This is a genomic window from Winslowiella arboricola (genome assembly GCF_025527015.1).
GTDB classification, from domain to species: domain Bacteria; phylum Pseudomonadota; class Gammaproteobacteria; order Enterobacterales; family Enterobacteriaceae; genus Erwinia; species Erwinia arboricola.
The window spans coordinates 62,765-82,957 of sequence record NZ_JAODIM010000036.1 but is presented as its reverse complement, the minus strand read 5'-3'; the positions used below and the strand labels follow the sequence as shown (position 1 = coordinate 82,957).

Annotated in this window: 22 protein-coding genes and 1 other RNA gene; 18 read left to right on the top strand and 5 right to left on the bottom strand. The window is 55.1% G+C overall.

Annotated features, from left to right (window positions below; genetic code table 11):
* Positions 1-179: 179 nt before the first annotated feature.
* The gene (argF, locus tag N5923_RS04160) at positions 180-1,190 is read right to left on the bottom strand and encodes an ornithine carbamoyltransferase (RefSeq protein ID WP_267142722.1); all 1,011 of its coding nucleotides are present in this window, start codon (positions 1,188-1,190) and stop codon (positions 180-182) included.
* Between the two features lie 165 nt (positions 1,191-1,355).
* Here argF and rraB point away from each other — a divergent pair, with 165 nt between their 5' ends.
* Entirely contained in the window at positions 1,356-1,775 is a 420-nt protein-coding gene (gene rraB, locus N5923_RS04155; protein WP_267142721.1) for a ribonuclease E inhibitor RraB, read from the top strand.
* Between the two features lie 59 nt (positions 1,776-1,834).
* Positions 1,835-2,617, top strand: a complete 783-nt coding sequence (miaE, locus tag N5923_RS04150; RefSeq protein WP_267142720.1) for a tRNA isopentenyl-2-thiomethyl-A-37 hydroxylase MiaE — start codon at positions 1,835-1,837, stop codon at positions 2,615-2,617.
* 19 nt (positions 2,618-2,636) lie between these two features.
* On the opposite strand, the gene yjgA is transcribed toward miaE, so the two are convergent.
* Positions 2,637-3,179, bottom strand: a complete 543-nt coding sequence (yjgA, locus tag N5923_RS04145; protein WP_267142719.1) for a ribosome biogenesis factor YjgA — start codon at positions 3,177-3,179, stop codon at positions 2,637-2,639.
* A gap of 111 nt (positions 3,180-3,290) precedes the next feature.
* Here yjgA and pmbA point away from each other — a divergent pair, with 111 nt between their 5' ends.
* The 11 genes from pmbA (at position 3,291) to N5923_RS04090 (ending at position 13,061) form a co-directional block, all read left to right on the top strand.
* Positions 3,291-4,631: a metalloprotease PmbA gene (pmbA, locus tag N5923_RS04140; RefSeq protein ID WP_267142718.1), complete on the top strand. Its 1,341-nt coding sequence runs from the start codon at positions 3,291-3,293 to the stop codon at positions 4,629-4,631.
* Positions 4,632-4,724: 93 nt separating this feature from the next.
* A complete protein-coding gene (gene cybC / locus N5923_RS04135; protein WP_267142717.1) occupies positions 4,725-5,111 on the top strand; it encodes a cytochrome b562 in 387 nt (128 codons plus the stop codon).
* Positions 5,112-5,519: 408 nt separating this feature from the next.
* A complete protein-coding gene (locus N5923_RS04130) occupies positions 5,520-5,864 on the top strand; it encodes a glycine dehydrogenase (RefSeq protein ID WP_267142716.1) in 345 nt (114 codons plus the stop codon).
* A 45-nt stretch (positions 5,865-5,909) separates the two neighbouring features.
* The gene (locus N5923_RS04125; protein WP_267142715.1) at positions 5,910-6,272 is read left to right on the top strand and encodes an SFCGS family glycine-rich protein; all 363 of its coding nucleotides are present in this window, start codon (positions 5,910-5,912) and stop codon (positions 6,270-6,272) included.
* A gap of 2 nt (positions 6,273-6,274) precedes the next feature.
* The gene (locus N5923_RS04120) at positions 6,275-6,571 is read left to right on the top strand and encodes a DUF4312 family protein (RefSeq protein WP_267142714.1); all 297 of its coding nucleotides are present in this window, start codon (positions 6,275-6,277) and stop codon (positions 6,569-6,571) included.
* A gap of 32 nt (positions 6,572-6,603) precedes the next feature.
* Entirely contained in the window at positions 6,604-7,380 is a 777-nt protein-coding gene (locus N5923_RS04115) for a DUF4311 domain-containing protein (protein WP_017801392.1), read from the top strand.
* 14 nt (positions 7,381-7,394) lie between these two features.
* A complete protein-coding gene (locus tag N5923_RS04110; RefSeq protein ID WP_017801391.1) occupies positions 7,395-8,042 on the top strand; it encodes a DUF4310 family protein in 648 nt (215 codons plus the stop codon).
* Positions 8,043-8,090: 48 nt separating this feature from the next.
* A complete protein-coding gene (locus tag N5923_RS04105; RefSeq protein ID WP_267142713.1) occupies positions 8,091-9,224 on the top strand; it encodes an amidohydrolase/deacetylase family metallohydrolase in 1,134 nt (377 codons plus the stop codon).
* On the top strand, positions 9,208-10,329 hold the full coding sequence (locus tag N5923_RS04100) for a DgaE family pyridoxal phosphate-dependent ammonia lyase (RefSeq protein WP_267142712.1): 1,122 nt from the start codon (positions 9,208-9,210) through the stop codon (positions 10,327-10,329). Before N5923_RS04105 ends, N5923_RS04100 begins: the two co-directional genes overlap by 17 nt.
* On the top strand, positions 10,326-11,066 hold the full coding sequence (dagF, locus tag N5923_RS04095) for a 2-dehydro-3-deoxy-phosphogluconate aldolase (protein WP_267142711.1): 741 nt from the start codon (positions 10,326-10,328) through the stop codon (positions 11,064-11,066). The genes N5923_RS04100 and dagF overlap by 4 nt, the downstream gene beginning before the upstream one ends.
* An 84-nt stretch (positions 11,067-11,150) precedes the next feature.
* A complete protein-coding gene (locus N5923_RS04090; RefSeq protein ID WP_267142710.1) occupies positions 11,151-13,061 on the top strand; it encodes a BglG family transcription antiterminator in 1,911 nt (636 codons plus the stop codon).
* A 228-nt stretch (positions 13,062-13,289) separates the two neighbouring features.
* Here N5923_RS04090 and rnpB read toward each other — a convergent pair.
* Both rnpB and rsmI read right to left on the bottom strand, forming a co-directional pair.
* An RNA gene (gene rnpB, locus N5923_RS04085) (RNase P RNA component class A) lies at positions 13,290-13,668 on the bottom strand.
* Positions 13,669-13,700: 32 nt separating this feature from the next.
* On the bottom strand, positions 13,701-14,567 hold the full coding sequence (rsmI, locus tag N5923_RS04080; RefSeq protein ID WP_267142709.1) for a 16S rRNA (cytidine(1402)-2'-O)-methyltransferase: 867 nt from the start codon (positions 14,565-14,567) through the stop codon (positions 13,701-13,703).
* 62 nt (positions 14,568-14,629) lie between these two features.
* Between rsmI and N5923_RS04075 the strand changes: the two genes are divergently transcribed.
* From N5923_RS04075 to dolP, 4 genes are read left to right on the top strand one after another with little or no spacing between them, the layout of a single operon-like run.
* Positions 14,630-16,663, top strand: a complete 2,034-nt coding sequence (locus N5923_RS04075; RefSeq protein WP_267142708.1) for a penicillin-binding protein activator — start codon at positions 14,630-14,632, stop codon at positions 16,661-16,663.
* A complete protein-coding gene (locus tag N5923_RS04070; RefSeq protein WP_267142707.1) occupies positions 16,621-17,016 on the top strand; it encodes a YraN family protein in 396 nt (131 codons plus the stop codon). The genes N5923_RS04075 and N5923_RS04070 overlap by 43 nt, the downstream gene beginning before the upstream one ends.
* A 14-nt stretch (positions 17,017-17,030) precedes the next feature.
* Positions 17,031-17,621, top strand: coding sequence for a DnaA initiator-associating protein DiaA (gene diaA, locus N5923_RS04065; RefSeq protein WP_267142706.1), 591 nt, complete (start codon positions 17,031-17,033; stop codon positions 17,619-17,621).
* A gap of 10 nt (positions 17,622-17,631) precedes the next feature.
* Positions 17,632-18,204 (top strand): division/outer membrane stress-associated lipid-binding lipoprotein, encoded by a 573-nt coding sequence (dolP, locus tag N5923_RS04060; protein WP_267142705.1) that lies wholly within the window; start codon positions 17,632-17,634, stop codon positions 18,202-18,204.
* A gap of 175 nt (positions 18,205-18,379) precedes the next feature.
* Here the strand turns inward: dolP and N5923_RS04055 are convergent, their stop codons facing one another.
* The gene (locus tag N5923_RS04055) at positions 18,380-19,084 is read right to left on the bottom strand and encodes a pirin family protein (protein WP_267141253.1); all 705 of its coding nucleotides are present in this window, start codon (positions 19,082-19,084) and stop codon (positions 18,380-18,382) included.
* Between the two features lie 136 nt (positions 19,085-19,220).
* Between N5923_RS04055 and N5923_RS04050 the strand changes: the two genes are divergently transcribed.
* Positions 19,221-20,117, top strand: coding sequence for a LysR family transcriptional regulator (locus N5923_RS04050; protein ID WP_267141252.1), 897 nt, complete (start codon positions 19,221-19,223; stop codon positions 20,115-20,117).
* Positions 20,118-20,193 lie beyond the last annotated feature (76 nt).

Sequence of the window (20,193 nt, the reverse complement as noted above, 5' to 3'; positions counted from 1 at the left end):
AAGATCGGGTATGTAACGGAAGGAAAAGCTGCACCGCCTGCAAGCAGACGTGGTCGGGCGATATTGTCAAAGGTGCTCAGATGCATACTTCCTCCCGGCAAACTGTCGGGCATTATACTGAACCAGCATTTCGCAGCAAGCGAAAATCACTGGCGAAGTCATCGTTTGCTACGCCGCTTTCAGGGCAGTTGCGCCAGGGTGGCCACCATCACGGCTTTGATCGTATGCAGACGGTTTTCCGCCTGATCGAAGACGATACTGTGTGTCGATTCAAACACCTCATCAGTGACTTCCATTCCGCCATGCAGGTCATATTGTTCCGCCATTTGCTGGCCCAGCGTGGTCTGATCGTCATGGAACGCTGGCAGGCAGTGCAGGAATTTTACCTGCGGATTGCCGGTCAGCTGTAGCATCGCCATATTGACCTGGTATTTACGCAGCAGAGCAATACGCTCCTGCCACACTTCTTTTGGCTCACCCATTGATACCCACACATCAGTGTAGATAAAATCTGCGCCGTTGACGCCTTCAGCGATATCTTCTGTCAGGGTAATTTTACCGCCGGTTTTTTCCGCCGCCAGACGACACTCCGTCACCAGCGCCTCTTCCGGCCAGCAACCTTTCGGCGCCACCAGCCGCAGATCGAGGCCCACCAGCGCCGCCGCTTCCAGCATACTGTTACCCATATTATTGCGTGCATCACCAACATAGACGAAAGTCATCTCTGTCAGCGATTTTTGCGGTAGGTGCTCCTGCATAGTGAGCAGATCGGCCAGCAGCTGAGTCGGATGGAATTCGTTGGTCAGGCCGTTCCACACCGGCACACCCGCGTGCTCCGCCAGTGTTTGCACAATTTCCTGGCCGTGGCCACGATACTGAATTCCGTGATACATACGGCCGAGCACGCGTGCCGTATCTTTAATCGACTCTTTATGGCCAATCTGGCTGCCGCTTGGGCCGAGGTAAGTGACGTTGGCGCCCTGGTCGAATGCGGCAACTTCGAAAGAGCATCGCGTACGAGTCGAGTCTTTTTCGAAGATGAGCGCAATATTCTTCCCTTTAAGATGCTGAACTTCTTCACCGTTTTTCTTATCGCTTTTCAGTGATGCAGCCAGCGCCAGCAGGGCATTGATTTCTGCCGGGGTAAAATCGAGCAGTCTGAGGAAATGGCGTTGATATAACTGACTCATACAGCACTCCATGTGTCGCTTTGAAATGAATTTAAATTCAATTTAACCGTATGAATATGCATTTTCAACCCCAGGCCAAAGAAACTTTCTGTTTTGTGTAGTGGCGCGAACGGCGCTGTGGGAAAATAATCAAACTTACCGCCGCATATTTTGAGGAACAGAATTATGGCTTACGAACAATTACTGGAAGAGCAACGCGAAGAAACGCGTCTGATTATCGAAGAGCTGTTGGAAGATGGCAGCGATCCTGATGCGCTGTACGCGATTGAACATCATCTTTCCTGTAACAACTTTGATTCACTGGAAAAAGTGGCCGTTGATGCCTTTAAACTCGGCTACGAAGTTGGCGAGCCTGAAGAGCTGGAACTGGAAGATGGCAGCACCGTGATGTGCTGCGATGTAATCAGTGAAGGCGCGCTGAATGCTGAACTGATTGATGCACAGGTTGAGCAGCTGGTTAACCTTGCCGCGCAGTACAATGTCGATTACGACGGCTGGGGCACCTACTTTGAAGATCCTGATGCGCAGGATGACGATATTGAAGGTGATGATGTGGACGATGAAGATACCGGCGTGCGCCATTAAGGCTGGTGTAAACTATTAGCGCGGGCGGCGTTAACGCCGCCCCTACGTTGTTGAATGCAATGAACTACTCCGAACTCCTTGCTCCTGTCCACGGCTTTCTGCACTGCCGTACACCGCAAGCCTGGATTGATCAGGCGCGCAAGCCGGAAAATCTGGCGCTGCTACTGACCGACCATCTGGTGTGCGAACTGAAAGCGGCGCAGACCGCCATCTGGCTGATCCGCAAATATGTCGCCGATAAAGAGAGCGGCGAAGCGCTGCTGGCGTGGCTGAAGCCTTACGAGAACTTCGTCCACAGCGAAAACCACGACCTGCAATTTCTTGACGCCCATAAAAGCCTGTCGAAAAGCGTGATTACCCGCGGCGAGCTGCCTTACGCTGATGAGCTGGTGGAAAAGATGGTGCTGCTGATCAAAGAAGAGCTGCACCATTTCTATCAGGTGCTGGAAATTATGCAGGCGCGCAATATTCCCTATATCAAAATCACCGCCAGTCGTTATGCCAAAGGGCTGTTGCGTGAAGTGACCACCCATGAACCGGATACGCTGGTGGATAAACTGATCTGCGGAGCCTATATCGAAGCGCGTTCCTGCGAGCGTTTTGCCAGCCTGGCGCCGTATCTGGATGAGGAGCTGGAGAAGTTTTATCTGTCACTGCTGCGCTCGGAAGCGCGTCATTATCAGGATTATCTGGCGCTGGCCGCGCAGATAGCGCCAAAAGATATCAGCGCGCGCGTCAGAAAGATTGGGGAAACTGAAGCGAAATTAATTCAACAGCCGGACAGCGAGTTGCGTTTTCACAGTGGCGTCCCCGGCGGGACGGCACAGCAGGGGCGACAGTGATGTCGCCCTTGTCGCTAACTCAGGCTTCTGCCAGTTCACGCAGATACTGAAAAATCTGGCGATAGGACTTTGGCGGCTTGTTGGCGGCTTTCTCTTTTTGCGCATTACGGATCATCGAGCGTAACTGCTGACGATCGGCATGCGGATAGAGAGTCAGCACTTCCGGCACTGCTTCATCACCCTGTTCAACCAGACGGTCGCGCAGTGCTTCCAGCTTATGGAACAGCGCAACCTGCTGGTTGTGGCGGTTCTTCAGCTTATCCAGCGCCTGACGAATCGGCTCTTCGTCGCGTGAACGCAGCATTTTGCCGATCAGCTGCATCTGGCGACGACGACCCTCTTTCTTAATCTTCTGCGCCAGCTCAATTGCGGCACGCAGATCATCATCCAGCGGGATCTTATCCAGCGAGTTTTTACCGAGCTCAACCAGCTCGCCGCCGAGGCGTTTTAACTCTTCCGCATCGCGTTTAATTTCACTTTTACTGACCCAGATAATCTCTTCATCTTCTTCTTGCTGATTATCGGGTTCATCATCGAGCCACTCTTCGGGCTGCCTGGTCATGGTTAGACTCCAAAAAAAGAGGCACATGCTATCAGGTTATGCGCCTTGTGCGAAATTGTTCTCTGAGTCTGTTAGACTCAAATGATAACCCATTAATTATATGGCAGGCCGATGAAAGTAATCTCCCAGGTTGCAGAACAGCGTAAGACGCTTGAGCAGGCGGTCGCGCAAGCGCTCGAACTGGCGAAAGCCAGCACGGACGGAGCCGAAGTCGCCGTGAGTAAAACCACCGGAATCAGCGTCAGCACGCGCTACGGTGAAGTGGAAAATGTCGAATTTAACAGTGATGGCGCGCTCGGCATCACCGTTTATCATCAGAACCGCAAAGGCAGCGCCTCCTCTACTGATCTTAGCCCGGATGCGATTAAACGCACGGTGCAGGCGGCGATCGATATTGCGCGCTATACCTCGCCGGATCCTTATGCCGGTGTGGCCGATCGCGATCTGCTGGCGTTTGACGCGCCGGATCTTGATCTGTTCCATCCATCGGATCTCGATGCCGAACAGGCGATCGAGCTGGCTGCGCGTGCCGAGCAGGCGTCGCTGAAGGCGGATAAACGCATCACCAATACCGAAGGCGGCAGCTTTAACAGCCATGTCGGGATTAAAGTGTTCGGCAACAGCCACGGTATGATGCAGGGCTACTGCTCCAGCCGCCACTCGCTCTCCAGCTGTGTGATCGCTGAGCATGATGGCGATATGGAGCGTGATTACGCGTACACCATTGGCCGTGCGCTGGGTGATCTGAAATCACCGGAGTGGGTGGGTGAGGAGTGTGCGCGTCGCACCCTGTCGCGCCTGTCGCCGCGCAAGCTGTCGACGATGAAAGCGCCGGTGATTTTTGCTGCTGAAGTTGCTACCGGCCTGTTTGGCCATCTGGTTGGCGCCATCAGTGGCAGCAGCGTTTATCGTAAATCAACCTTCCTGCTCGACTCGCTGGGCAAACAGATTCTGCCGGAGTGGCTGACGATTGAAGAGCATCCACATCTGCTAAAAGGTCTGGCATCGACGCCTTTTGACAGTGAAGGGGTGCGCACTCAGCAACGTGACATCATCAAAGATGGCGTGTTACAGGGCTGGCTGATGACCAGCTACTCGGCCCGCAAACTCGGCCTGCAGAGCACCGGTCATGCCGGCGGCATCCATAACTGGCGTATTGCCGGTCAGGGCGCCAGCTTTGACGCCCTGCTGAAGCAGATGGGCACCGGCCTGGTGGTCACCGAGCTGATGGGGCAGGGTGTCAGCGGCATTACCGGCGACTATTCGCGTGGCGCTGCGGGATTCTGGGTGGAAAATGGCGAAATCCAGTATCCGGTCAGTGAAATCACCATTGCCGGTAATCTGCAGGATATGTGGCGCAATATCGTCACCGTCGGCAGCGATATTGAGACCCGCAGCAATATTCAGTGCGGTTCTGTGCTGTTACCGGAAATGAAAATTGCTGGTCAGTAAATAAAACCACAATTTTCGCATAGTATTATCAGGCGGCCCCGTTAAGGGCCGCCTTTTTTGTCAGCAATTTTTATAATTATAAGGAATGTCGTGATGCATAAATTTTGTCGAGCAATGTTAACGGTAGTGCTGTTAAGCAGCAGCGCTGCAGCACTGGCGCAAGGCCTTGATGATGATATGGATATTCTGAAAGGCGCATATCGCACCGTGCAGAAAACTGAAGATGCCAGCGAGTTAAAAAAAGCGTTAACCGATATGCGTGCCGCAGCGGAAAACGCCAAAACGCAGACCCCGGAATCGCTGGAAGGTAAGGCGGCAGATAGCGCGGAGATGAAAGATTATCGCGCCGGGCTGGATACCCTGATTGGCCAGATTGACGCCAGTAAAAAGCTGGCTGACGCCGGGGATATCGCCGGGGCGAAAACCGAAGCGAAAAAGTTCGCCGCTACGCGCGATGCTAATCATAAAAAGTTTCGCTGATCTGAAATTGCTCCTTCCCCCACACGGTGGGGGAAGGCTGGGATGGGGGCGCAACGACATCTGCGTCTGAGATCGTTGCTCCCTCCCCCTGACCCCTCCCGCTTCGCAAGAGGAGGGATTATCCGCCATCGTTATTTCTTATATCTGCCCGCCCAACGACGATTACTTTCGCTAACCCGCAGCGCATGATGCATATATCGCCCGTCAGGTGCGTCATATTGTGATTTATCTCTCATTTGTTCCTCTGTATTTGCATGAAATAACGTTTTTGCGAGCTGGCAGCGAGCGGCCGCGGCGATTTCCGTTTCGAAACGGAAAAAGTGCGTCTACACAGTAGTACCAGAGCGGGGTAATTTATTTTCAACGCGAAATATCCATATCGGGTCGTTCTGGCAAAGAGGTGTAAAGGTGAAAAACGCAGCGGTGGCGGTAAATTCTGCAGCGAGCACGGAAGCGATCCAGGCGTTGGCCGACAGGGTGATGGTGCAAATTGAGACGCTGTTTAACGCGCAAGCCATTTTTCCCAATGCGGTACAGCAGCAGATGCTGGCGTCTCATGTCCGTGCGATGGCGCTGCGATCCCTGACCGGCGAACCCCTGCCGGAAGTGGAAGAGGAGCTGTTTGAGGATATCTCCCCTGAGTCGATGCAGCTGGCGCAGCAGGTGGTGGATCTGTTTGGCAACCTGCCGAAAGAAGAGGCGTGGTTGTTATCGGTGCACTTTGCGGTCGCTGAGGGAAACAACGAATCTTAACGGGAGCCGAAAACGGCTCCCCTGGGCAAATTTAAGGAATACAACATGTCACAAGTAACCGTAGTGATTGGCGATCGTTTAGGTAAAGGCCAGAAAGTGGCCATCGGCGTGGAGAAAGCAGGTGGTCGTGCGGTAGTGGTGCCTGGCGTGGCGGCGGATATGAAGCTGGGTGATGTGATGCAGGCGGAAAACGCCACTTTCGGCATCTCTTTCTGTGGCAGCGGCGGCGCCGGTGCGATTACCGCCCAGAACAAATATGGCTACAAAGCGAAGCACGGTATGCGCTCGATTGATGAAGGGGTTACCGCCATTAATGAAGGCTGCACGGTGCTGGGCTTTGGTTTTATGGATAAAGAAGAGCTGGGCGAACGTCTGGTGCAAGCCTGGAATAAAAAACACGGCGGTTGAGCATGAAGGAACAATTCACCACTCAGGTCACGGTCAGCGGCAAAGGCGACAGCAAAGGAAAGGCCTTCGCCGATGCCCTGAGCCGTGTGCAGAGCAGCGTACTGCGTTCCACCAATAAGATTCTGCTGCGTATCGAGCCACAGGATGTGCGGGTTCTTCGGGCGCAGGAGAGTGTCAGGAAAGAGAAATTTTTGTTCTTTTTTCTGGCGCGTGAGCGACGGAACTACAGCGTGGAGCTGGAGATTACCGTCAACGTGACGGTGATAGATACCGATAAGGTTGAATTCACTTCTAACTAAAAACGTTGGCAATAAAACCAAAGGAAAGACTAATGTTTTTAATTATTTTGTTTAAGTCGTTAATCATCGGCGGGTTAGTGGGGGTGGGCGTCGGCGCAGGTGCTGCGCGTATGTTCCACGCGCCGACCACGCAGGGGATGGGCGCATTTCGTACGCTGGGTGAATTGAACTCCTGTGAAGGCGATCCTGCCTCTCACTTCTCCTTCGGTCTGGGTTTCTTCTTTAACGCCTGGGCTTCTTCGGTTGCGGCGGGTTCTTTTACCCAGGACGTCGACCATCGCATTATCCCCAACTGGGGTGCTGCCGCGTTGATGGTGAAAAACCGCAACGTCGCGGAAACGCTGCACGATCCGAAAAAGATGGCCATTGCCTGCGGCATTATCGGCATGATCGTGGTCGCCTTCCTTAACTCCACCGCATCGGCGGTACCTGCCGCATTGCAGGTCACCGCAGTAAAAGTGCTGGTGCCGGCGGCAAACCTGCTGGTGAATACCGTGATGCCGGTGATCTTCTGGCTGGCAGCAATCGATGCCGGTAAGAAATCTGGTTTCTGGGCCACTATTTTCGGCGGCCTTGCGCAGCTGATTATGGGCAACGCGGTGCCGGGCCTGGTGCTGGGTATCCTGATTGGTAAAGGCGTCGAGGAGAGCGGCTGGAACAAAGTCACCAAAGTGATGATGTTTGCCATCGTGCTGCTGTTTGTCCTGAGCGGCTTCTTCCGTGGCTTCGATATGAAACTGTTGCAGTCGTTCCAGCTGGGTGTACCGGGCTGGCTCGATATGATTCACAACACCCTGAGCGGTAAGTAACGAGGAAGATGGCAATGAGTGATACGAAAAGCGGCTTCTGGTATGCCGACTGGTCTTTCCCGATTTTTGTTGGCCTGCTCTCCTCCGGGGTGTTTGCTGGTACCCATATGTACTATCTGTACGGTATCGGTGCGTTTAACGAAGTGGCCTTTGTCTCGATGCTGCGTGCAGGTATGGATACCGGAGTGTATGGCGCGGTAGCGGCCTTTGGCGCCAGCTTCCTGTTTGCGCGCATTATCGAAGGTTCGCTGGTCGGGATCCTCGATATCGGCGGCGCGATCCAGACCGGTGTTGGCCTCGGCGTTCCCGCGCTGCTGCTGGGAGCGGGCATTGTGTTTCCGGTGGCGAACTTTGCCGCTTCACTGGTAACCGGTCTGGTTATCGGCGTGGCGATTGGTTACCTGATTATTCTGGCGCGTAAATTCACTATTAATCAGAGCGACTCCACCTACGGGGCGGATGTGATGATGGGCGCCGGTAACTCCTCCGGTCGTTTCTTAGGGCCACTGATCATTCTCTCGGCGATGGCGGCCTCGATTCCGATTGGTCTCGGTTCGCTGGCAGGATCGTTGTTGTTCTATCTGTGGGGCAAACCGATTACCGGCGGCGCGATTTTAGGCGCCATGATCCTCGGCGCGATGTTCCCGATAGCGATCAGCTAAAAAATATAAGGGAGGCGTTCACACCTCCCTTGCTAAGGATTTGTACTTATGTTCGACCTGATTATCCGCAACGCGCGGCTCACTGATGAAAGCCTTATCGATATTGCGCTACGCGACGGCAAAATCGCCGCCGTCGGCACGGTTGAGGGGGAGGCGAAGCAGCAACGCGATCTGGCCGGCCGCTACTATCTTAGCGCCGGCTGGATCGACTCCCACGTCCACTGTTACCCGAAATCGCCGATTTATCATGATGAAGCGGATGCGATTGGCGTCACCACCGGTGTTACCACGGTGATTGATGCTGGCAGCACCGGCGCGGATGATATCGATGACTTTTATCAGCTGACGCGCAGCGCCAGTACCCAGGTGTATGCACTGCTGAATATCGCGCGCACCGGCATTGTCACGCAGAACGAGCTGGCGGATATGAACCAGATCGACAAAGTGGCCGTGCGTGATGCGGTGCAGCGTCTGCCGGGGTTTATCGTCGGCATTAAAGCGCGCATCAGCAGTAGCGTGGTGGGCAACAACGGCATTAAACCGCTGTTGCGGGCGAAAGAGATCCAGCAGGAAAATGGCGATCTGCCACTGATGGTGCATATCGGCAATAATCCGCCGAATCTCGATGAGATTGCCGATCTGCTGACCTCCGGCGACATTATCACCCACTGCTATAACGGCAAACCGAATCGCATTCTGACCCCTGCTGGTCAGCTGCGCGCTTCCGTCAGCCAGGCTCTCCAGCGCGGCGTGCGGCTGGATGTCGGCCATGGCAGCGCCAGTTTCAGCTTCGAGGTGGCGCGGGTGGCGATTGCACAGGGCATTTTGCCGCACAGCATCAGTTCCGATATTTACTGTCGTAACCGCATCAGTGGCCCGGTGCATAACCTGGCGCATGTGATGTCGAAATTCTTTAGCGTCGGTATGACGCTGCCGCAGGTGATCGATTGTGTCACCCACAAAGCCGCCGATGGTCTGCGCCTGAACAGCAAAGGTCGCCTTGCGGTGGGCTTCGATGCTGACCTGACTATTTTTACCGTCAAACAGGAAGTTCGTCCGTTCGTCGATTCCGCAGGGGATCGCGTTCAGGGCGAGAAACATCTGGTGCCATTAGCGGCGGTAGTCGCGGGCCAGTGGATTGTGACCGATGAAGGGAAAGGCAATCATGACTTCGATTTATGAGAAATACGATTTAAAACAGGTGATTAATGCCTCCGGGCGCATGACCATTCTGGGTGTTTCTACTCCCAGCGCCTCGGTAGTCGAAACGGTGAATTATGGCCTGAATCACTACTTTGAAATCAAAGACCTGGTCAATAAAACCGGCGCTTATATCGCGAAACTGCTGAATGCCGAAGATGCGGTGGTGGTTTCCTGCGCGTCAGCCGGACTGGCGCAGTCGGTGGCGGCGGTGATTGTAAAAGATGATCAGTGGCTGCTGGAAAATCTGCACGCCGCGCCGCTGACGGTGCCGCACGATATCGTGCTGCCGAAAGGGCATAACGTTAACTTTGGCGCGCCGGCAGGCACCATGGTGACGATGGGCGGCGGGCGGCTGGTGGAAGCGGGCTATGCCAATGAGTGCTCTGCGGAGCAGCTGTCTGCGGCGATTACGCCACAAACCGCAGCGATTCTGTATATCAAATCCCATCATTGCGTGCAGAAAAGTCATCTCAGCGTTGAGCAGGCAGCCGTGGTGGCGCGCAAACATGGCGTGCCGCTGATTGTCGATGCGGCAGCGGAAGAGGATCTGCAGTGCTACTACCAGTTTGGCGCCGATCTGGTGATCTACAGCGGCGCCAAAGCGATTGAAGGGCCGACCAGTGGTCTGGTGCTGGGCAAACAGCAGTACGTTGGCTGGGTGAAACGCCAGTCGGCAGGGATTGGCCGGGCGATGAAAGTCGGCAAAGAGGGCATTCTTGGCCTGACGCAGGCGATTGAAAACTATTTGACGCAGGAGAAAGTCACCGGCGCGCAGATGGTTGAGAAGATGACGCCATTTATCGACAGTCTGAATGGACTGAACGGTATTACGGCGCGCGTGGTGTGGGACGCCGCCGGCCGTGATATCGCGCGTACGGAAATCCATTGTGATGAAGCGGTGATTGGCCGCACCACCGGTGAGCTGGTGCAGGCGCTGAAAACCGGTGAAATCGCTATCTATTTCCGCGGTTATAAAGCCAATGAAGGGATTATCGAAGTGGATGTGCGCAGCGTAACGCCAGAACAGTTACAGACCATTTATCGCTGTATCAATGCCTTGTTATCAGGAGAGAAAATCGCATGACGCTGACGCCAAAATTTTACCGGGATCGCGTTTGTCTTAACGTGCTGGCCGGTTCTAAACAGAATGCGCAGGCGATCTGGCAGGCGGCGGAAGGCCATGTGCTGGTTGGCGTGTTATCGAAAAACTATGGTAGCGTCGACAGTGCGGTAGCGGATATGCGTGACTATGCAGCGTTGATTGATAATGCGCTGTCTGTCGGTCTGGGGGCAGGCGACCCCAGGCAGTCGGCAATGGTCAGTGAAATTTCACGCCAGGTGCAGCCGCAGCACGTTAACCAGGTATTTACCGGCGTGGCCACCAGCCGTGCATTGCTGGGACAGAATCAGACGGTGGTCAATGGTCTGATTTCGCCAACCGGCACGCCTGGCAGGGTAAAAATTTCCACCGGCCCGCTCAGTTCACAAACGGCGGACGGTATTGTGCCCATTGAAACCGCCATCGCGTTGCTAAAAGATATGGGCGGCAGCTCGGTGAAATATTTCCCGATGGGCGGCCTGAAATCGATTGATGAGTTTAAAGCGGTTGCCGTCGCCTGTGCGCAGCACGACTTCTGGCTGGAGCCGACCGGCGGTATCGATCTGGAAAACTACCAGACGATCCTGCAGATCGCACTGGATGCTGGCGTCAGTAAAATCATTCCGCATATCTACAGTTCAATTATTGATGCAGAAAGCGGTAATACGCGTCCGGCAGATGTCGCTACACTGTTGGCAATAACCAAAAAGTTGCTGGCGTAAACCAGCGGGCGGCGAGAACGCCGCCCCTACATGAAATCTACGTAGGGGCGGTTCGCCGCCCGTGATCACCGATGGAAAAGCAATGTGAGATTCCCCAATCAACGACTGGCACAACTGTTTGATGCGCTGCAAAACGAAACCCTGCCGCAGGACGAGCTGGCGCGACGTTTTGCCATTTCGACGCGCACTGTGCGCACCGATATCATCGCGCTAAACGAGCTGCTGGCCAGTCACGGCGCGCACTTTGTGCTGAACCGCGGCGAAGGCTATCAGCTAAAAATTGATGATGCCGCGCGCTACCGTCGTTTGTTAGAGGAATCTCCCTCACATCTGCGTGTGCCGCGCACTTCAGCCGAGCGCGTGCACTATCTGCTAACCCGTTTTCTGACTTCTGCCTTCTCGCTGAAACTGGAAGATCTGGCGGAAGAGTGGTTTGTCAGCCGCGCCACGCTGCAAAGCGATATGGCTGAAGTCAGGGAGTGGCTAAACCGCTACAACCTGGTGATTGAAACCAAACCGCGCTATGGCATGAAACTGTTTGGCAGCGAGGTGTCGATTCGCGCCTGTCTGACCGATCTGCTGTACCAGATCTCCCAACAGACCAATGAAAGCCCGCTGCTGAATCTGGAAGCGCTGAACAGCGGGATGCTGGTCACCCTGCAACCTTTGTTGCATCAGTGCTTCTCACGCTTTCATGTGCGCATGACCGACGACAGCGAGCACTATCTGCGTATCTACTGCGCGGTGGCGGTGCGGCGTATCAGCGAAGGCTATCCGCTCTCCGATTTTAGCGCCGAAGATGTCGATGACGATGTACGTGACGCGGCACGCCATATTATCAACCTGATGCGGCCGATTACCGGCAAAGCGATTTCGCCAGCGGAAGAGGCGTATCTGCGGGTGAATATCGCCGCGCGTCGCATACAGGAGATTGCGCCCAGCGCCATCAGTCCTGATGACGGCGATGCGCTGGTGGCTTATATCCTTAGCTATATCAATAATCACTACAATTTTAATCTGCAAGATGACGTCCAGCTGCATGCTGACCTGCTGACCCATATCAAGACCATGATCACCCGCGTGCGCTACCAGATTAATATTCCCAATCCGCTGCTGGCGAATATCAAACAGCACTACCCGCTGGCTTACGACGTCACGCTGGCGGCGGTCTCCAGCTGGGGAAAATACACGCCTTATGTGATCAGTGAGAATGAAGTCGGCTTTCTGGTGCTGCATATCGGCGTCGGGCTGGAGCGCCATTACAACGTCGGCTATCAGCGCCATCCGCTGGTGATGCTGGTGTGTGATACCGGCAACTCGACGGTGCGGATGATTCAGGCGATGCTGATGCGTAAGTATCCGCAAATTGTGGTGAAGAAGATTATCTCGCTGCGTGAATACGAAGCGTTAAGCAGCATTGACGAAGATTTTATTATCTCCACCGCGCGCCTCAGCGAGAAAGATAAGCCGGTAGTGGTGATGTCACCGTTCCCGACTGATTACCAGCTGGAGCAGATCGGCAAACTGGTGCTGGTTGATCGCACCCGTCCCTATATGCTGGAGAAGTTCTTTGATGCCAGCCATTTTCGCATTATCGACCAGCCGATGGAGCAGTCACAGCTGTTCCGTTTGCTCTGCGATCAGCTGGAACAGGAGGGCTTTGTCGATGCGGCTTTCTATCCGTCAGTGGAGGAGCGCGAAGCGATTGTCAGCACCATGCTGGGGGAGGGGATTGCGCTGCCGCACTCCTTAGGCCTGCTGGCAAGGAAAACTGTGGTCTGTACCGTGCTGGCGCCGCAGGGCATTAAGTGGGGAGATGAAACCGCCCATGTGATTTTTTTGCTGGCGATCAGTAAAACGGAATATGAAGAGGCGATGGCGATCTACGATCTGTTTGTCACCTTTATGCGCGAAAGGGCAATGACCCGGCTGCGTGACAGCTCCGATTTCGCCAGTTTTAAGGCGGTGGCAATAGACTGTTTGAGTCGGTTGTAATGCGAAACGCCGCCCCAACGCAAATCGGTTGTAGGGGCGGCGTTCTCGCCGCCCGTGCCGGTGATCATCCCTGAAAAGCAAAAACCCCGCCGAAGCAGGGTTTTAACCTAAAAAAGTGAAACTGACCGGTAAGCCGCGTTCTTTTATGAAGAGTGTCGTGGACAGTCATTCATCTGATGTTTGTTGCACAAAGCAAAAACCCCGCCGAAGCAGGGTTTTAACCTAAAAAAGTGAAACTGACCGATAAGCCGGGTTCTGTCGTGGACAGTCATTCATCTAGGCCAGCAATCGCTCACTGGCTCAAGCAGCCTACCCGGGTTCAGTACGGGCCGTACCTAGTGAACCCCTATTTGGCCTTGCTCCGGGTGGAGTTTACCGTGCCACGGACTGTTGCCAGCCGCGCGGTGCGCTCTTACCGCACCCTTTCACCCTTACCTGATCCCATAAATGGGCCATCGGCGGTTTGCTCTCTGTTGCACTGGTCGTAGACTCTCGCCCCCCAGGCGTTACCTGGCACCCTGCCCTATGGAGCCCGGACTTTCCTCCCCTCTGTCTGTCTCCCCCCGAAAGAGGACGGCAACAAAGCGGCGACTGTCTGGTCAGCCTCGGCGCGGATAATAGGGCATTATGCGCCCGTTGTCACCCCTCTTGCTGCTCCAGAGCGTACTTATACAGCGCATTTTTCTTCAGGCCGTGGATCTCGGCAGTGATTGCCGCCGCTTTTTTCAGCGGTAATTCCGCCTGCAACAACGCCAGGGTACGCAGTGCTTCCGGCGGCAGGGCATCGTCGGCCTGCTGCTTATAGCCTTCGATAATCAGCACCATCTCGCCTTTGCGCCGGTTTTCATCCTCTTTTACCCACGCCAGCAGTTCACCAATTGGCGCGCCCTGAATCGATTCCCAGGTTTTGGTGATTTCGCGCGCGAGCACGACATAGCGATCGGCACCAAGAACGGTGACAATATCCTGCATACTGTCGAGCAGGCGGTGAGTGGATTCATAGAAGATCAGGGTGCGCGGTTCCTGCTCCAGCGCCCGCAACGCATCGCAGCGGCCTTTGCTTTTTGCTGGCAGAAACCCTTCGTAACAGAAACGATCGGACGGTAATCCTGCGGCGCTTAATGCGGCAATCGCCGCGCAGGCGCCAGGCAATGGCACCACGCGGATCCCCGCTTCGCGACAGCGGCGCACCAGGTGATAACCCGGATCGTTGATCAAAGGCGTGCCAGCATCGGAAACTAACGCTATGCTTTGGCCTTCCTGCAACTTCGCCAGCAACAGCTCGGCTTTCTGCTGTTCATTATGATCATGCAGTGCGAACAGGCGCGCATTGATGGCGAAATGTTGTAGCAACAGTCCGGTATGACGTGTATCTTCCGCAGCGATCAGATCGACGCTCGCAAGCACTGTCAGGGCACGCTGGGTGATATCCCCCAGATTACCAATCGGTGTAGGGACGATGTAGAGCGTGCTGGCAGAAATATCTGCCCGATCGAGTTGTTTCATTGTTTCATCCGAATTGCCGATTTAATATTGAGCATCTTGAAAAAAACATCACTGGATACAGTATGCTTCCTTCAAAAGTCGTTCGTAATAAAGCAGGACGCTTCGTGCCTGTACTTCTCGCTGCACTTATTCTGGCTGCCTGTACCGGCCAGGCACCGCAAACTCCCGGTGCGAATGTCGAGGAACCTGCAACTAAAAATTCCGACTACTATCTGCAGCAAGTGCAGCAAAGCCCAGATGATAACAAGGCTGACTGGCAATTACTTGCCATACGTGCACTGTTGAATGAAGGGAAATACCCACAAGCCAGTCAGCAGCTCAGCCAGCTGCCCGGCCAGCTGAGCAATAGCCAGCAGCAGGAGCTGCAGTTACTGCAGGCGCAGAGCGCGCTTGCCAGTCAGGATATCGCCGCTGCACAGGGCATTCTCGGCAAGCTGGATCCGTCGGAACTGTCGTCAGATCAGCAGAGTCGTTACTGGCAATTGCAGATTGGCGCTAATCAGAATCGTCCTTCGCTGACGTTGCTGCGCGCTTATGTGGCGCAGGAACCGCTGTTGCAGGGTGACGCTCATCAGAAAAATATCGATGCCACCTGGCAGACGCTGGTGCAGATGACGCCGGACCAGATAAACAGCCTGGTGATTAATGCTGATGAAAATACGCTGCAAGGCTGGCTGGATCTGCTGAGCGTGTATAACGCCAATCGCAACGATCCGGATATGCTGAAGGCCGGGATTGCCGACTGGCAGACCCGCTACCCGAACAACCCGGCGGCGAAAACTCTGCCGACAGCATTAAGCCAGGTGCAGAACTTCCAGCCGGCATCGACCGGTAAAATTGCGCTGTTGCTGCCGATGAGCGGTCAGGCGCAGGTCTTCGCCAATGCTATCCAGAAAGGCTTTAACGACGCGAAAAACGGCGTATTAAGCGCGCCGCCGCAACCGGCCGCCGCTCAGCCTGGCAATATTGACCAGCCTGTCACCGCCCCTGTTGATGGCACTGATCCGGTTGTCAGCCCGTCAGCGACGGATAGCGATGCCGCGACAACGGATACCGCTGCTACGCCACCGGCAGAGGCGCCGCAGGCCAACGCGCCGCAAGTGGCGGCTGCGGCCAGTAATGCCGAAGTGAAAGTCTACGATACCAGTTCACAGCCGCTGGATCAGGTTCTGGCGCAGGCGCAGCAGGATGGCGCCACGCTGGTGGTCGGTCCGCTGCTGAAAAACAACGTTGAGCAGCTGGCAAACAGCCAGACGCCGCTGAATGTACTGGCGCTGAATGAACCTGGACAGATCCAGAACCGTCCGAATCTTTGCTATTTTGCACTTTCTCCTGAAGACGAAGCGCGCGATGCTGCGCATCATATCTGGGAGCAGGGCAAACGTACGCCGCTGTTACTGGTTCCGCGCGGTGCGCTTGGCGATCGTGTCAGCGTCGCCTTTACCGGTGAATGGCAGAAACTGGGCGGCGGCACGGTGCTGAAGCAGCAGTTCGGTTCCACCGGCGATCTGAAGCAGGGGATTAACAGCGGTGCGGGTATCAGCCTGAGCGGTACGCCAGTCAGCGCGCCGCAGCCACAGTCGCAGGACGTGAGCGTTGCTGGCCTGAATATTCCGGCACCAGCTGATACTGTGGCGCCAGCAGCAGCCTCTTCCGGCCGTGTGGATGCAACCTATATTGTCTCGACGCAGAATGAGCTGCAGCTGATTAAGCCGATGATTGCGATGCGCGTTAGCAGCCGTGATAACGTCGCGCTGTATGCCAGTTCGCGCAGCTTCCAGGCAGGCGCCGGCCCGGATTACCGTCTGGAGATGGAAGGTTTGCAGTTTAGCGATATTCCGCTGCTGACCGGCGCTAATCCGGCGCTGATGCAGCAGGCGGCGAAGTCATTTAACAATGACTACTCCCTGGTACGTCTGTATGCGATGGGCATTGATGCCTGGACGCTGGCGAACCACTTTAGTGAAGTGCGCCAGCTGCCCGGTTTCCAGTTAAGTGGCAACACCGGTAAACTGAGCGCCACTCAGGATTGCGTGATCAACAGGAAGTTGTCATGGAGCCAGTATCGTCAGGGACAAATCGTTCCGGCCAGCTGAGTCGCCAGCAAAAGGGGGCGGGCTATGAGTTAATCGCCCGCCGCTATCTGGAGCAAGCCGGATTGCAGTTTGAAGCCGCCAACGTCCGTTTTCGTGGCGGCGAGCTGGATCTGATTATGCGTGACCAGCAGCAATGGGTGTTTGTTGAGGTGCGTTACCGGCGTGACGACCGCTTTGGCGGTGCAGCGGCCAGCGTAACGCGTAGCAAGCAGCAGAAGTTATTACGGGCGGCAGCCATCTGGCTGGCGATGCGCAATGCCAGTTTTGATACACTGGACTGTCGTTTTGATGTCGTCGCTATCACCGGGGATCAGCTTGAGTGGTTGCCCGATGCGTTTAATGCACAAGATTAAAGCCGGGTGAAAACGTGCTGGAAAAAATTAAAGGTTGTTTTACCGAGAGTATTCAAACACAGATCGCAGCAGCTGAAGCACTACCGGATGCTATCTCGCGTGCGGCCCTGACCTTGGTTCAGTCTCTGCTTAATGGCAACAAAATTCTGAGCTGTGGTAACGGTACATCCAGCGCTAATGCTCAGCATTTTGCCGCCAGTATGATCAATCGCTTTGAAACCGAGCGTCCGAGCTTACCGGCCATTGCCCTGAGCGCCGACAACGTGTTGTTGACCGCCATTGGTAACGATCGCCTGCATGACGAGATCTATGCCAAGCAGGTGCGTGCGCTGGGCCATGCCGGTGATGTATTGCTGGCGATTTCAACTCGTGGCAATAGCCGTGATATTGTAAAAGCGGTTGAGGCAGCGGTAACGCGTGATATGACCATTGTCGCGCTTACCGGTTATGACGGCGGTGAGCTCGCCGGTTTACTGGGACCACAGGATGTAGAGATTCGTATCCCCTCACACAGAAGCTCGCGGATACAGGAGATGCACATGTTAACGGTGAATTGCCTGTGCGATTTGATAGATAACACCTTATTTCCCCACCAGGATGTTTAAAGGAGCTTAAATGAAGGCATTATCTGCAGTTGCAGTGATTCTTACCGCGCTAATGCTACAGGGTTGTGCAGCAGTGGTTGTGGGTAGCGCAGCCGTGGCCACTAAAACGGCAACTGACCCACGTACCGTCGGCACCCAGGTTGATGATGGTACTTTAGAGCTACGCGTCAGCAACGCGCTGGCGAAAGATCAACAAATCAAAAATGACGCACATATTGTCGCGACCGCCTATCAGGGCAAAGTACTGTTAACCGGCCAGGCGCCAAACAGCGAAATTGCCAGCCGCGCCAAACAGATTACCGTGGGTGTTGATGGTGCAACAGAGGTGTATAACGAGATCCGTCAGGGCGCGAAAGTAAGCCTCGGCACCGCCTCTTCTGACACCTGGATCACCACGAAAGTCCGCTCGCAGCTACTGGGCAGCGATCAGGTGAAATCCTCGAATGTCAAAGTGACCACCGAGAACGGTGAAGTGTTCTTACTGGGTCTGGTGACGCCTGAAGAGGGCAAAGCGGCAGCGGATATCGCCAGCCGGGTTAGCGGCGTGAAACATGTGACTACCGCGTTTACGATTCTGAAATAACAAACGGCTAAAGGGCGGCGAGAACGCCGCCCCTACGGTCTAATGATGTAGGGGCGGCGTTCTCGCCGCCCGTGTTGATGATTTGTACCTGCCGTAATGACGGCGTTCTCGCCGCCCGTGTTGATGATTTGTACCTGCCGTCATGGCGGCGTTCTCGCCGCCCTGTTTATGCTCTTCACACCGGTAAATCAATTACCAATGCACGCAGAGGCGTCTCTGCGGTTAGCGTGACGCTGGCCTCTTCTTGCAGGAAGGCACCATCGCCACAGGTCAGCGCCTGCTGCTGGCGGGAATGGGTTTCTGCCTGTAATGCCCCATGAATCGATTGCAAATAAGCGCGCGGCCCGTGCAGTTTTACCGTCCAGCTTTCGCCCGCCTGCAGATCAATATGATGGATCCACACCTGCTGACGCAGTTGCAGACTGTCACTGACGCCATCCGGCGAAGCCAGCAGGGTATCAACCTGATGCGTATTGATTTTAACCCGCTGAATCAGGCCATTCTCACGTTCCGGGCAGGCATCCAGCCACAGTTGCATACGCGTTAACGGCGTATCTTTGCTGAGATTGTGTTCACTCCATGTCACACCCGCCTGTGCCGACAGCAGCAGCGCCTCACCGGCGCGGGCGCTGGTATGGTTGCCTTCACTGTCGCGGTACTCCGCTTCACCTTGCAGAATAAGATTCAGAATATCGACTTTCGGATAACTGCGTGGCTGAAAAGAGGCGCCAGGCGCCAGCACTTCCTGATTGAGCACGCGCAGGGACGCATAGCCGAGCAGTTGCGGGTCAAAATAGTGTCCAAAGGAGAAGGTATAGCGGGCCTGCAACCAGCCGTAATCGGCCTGGCCACACTCTTTCGCTGCACGTGATGTAATCATAATTGTTTTAACCTCCAGCGTCGTCCTGCCCCAGAGTAGCGGACGCTCTTCATGATTCCATGGTAAGTTTCTGGACGCCGGATTGTTAGCCAGTTAATCTGCTGGGTATATTCAAATTTCCTGACAGAGAATCCTGATGGCTAAAGATCGGGCCTTAACGTTAGAAGCTTTACGGGTGATGGATGCCATTGACCGGCGCGGCAGTTTTGCCGCCGCGGCCGATGAGCTGGGCCGCGTGCCGTCTGCGCTCAGCTATACCATGCAGAAGCTGGAAGAGGAGCTGGATGTGGTGCTGTTTGACCGCTCCGGCCATCGTACAAAATTTACCAACGTTGGCCGCATGCTGCTGGAACGCGGGCGGGTATTGCTGGAAGCGGCTGATAAACTGACGACCGATGCCGAAGCGCTGGCGCGCGGTTGGGAAACCCATCTGACGATTGTCACCGAAGCGCTGGTGCCGAGTGAGCTGCTGTTTCCGCTGGTGGAGAAGCTGGCGGATAAAGCCAATACCCAGATTTCGCTGGTGACCGAAGTGCTGGCTGGCGCCTGGGAGCGGCTGGAGCAGGGCAGAGCGGATATCGTGATTGCGCCGGATATGCACTTCCGCGCCTCGTCGGAGATCAACACGCGCAAACTGTACAGCATGGTCAGCGTCTATGTCGCCAGTCCGGATCATCCGATTCATAACGAGCCGGAGCCGCTGTCAGAAGTGACGCGGGTAAAATATCGCGGCATTGCGGTGGCGGATACCGCACGCGAGCGACCGGTACTGACCGTGCAGCTGCTGGATAAACAGCAGCGTCTAACCGTCAGTTCGATTGAGGATAAGCGCAATGCGTTGCTGGCGGGTTTAGGCGTCGCCACTATGCCTTATCCGCTGGTGGAAAAAGATATCGCCGCCGGACGTTTGCGCGTGGTCAGCCCGGAATATTCGCGCGAAATTGACATTATTATGGCGTGGCGACGTGACAGTATGGGCGAGGCGAAAGCCTGGTGTCTGCGTGAGATCCCGCGTCTGCTGGCGAAGCGTTAATTCCCCCAATAATTCTTTCCAATTGTAGGGGCGGCGTTTCGCCGCCCTGGCGAAAACTTTAGTCTTTTCTATCCCC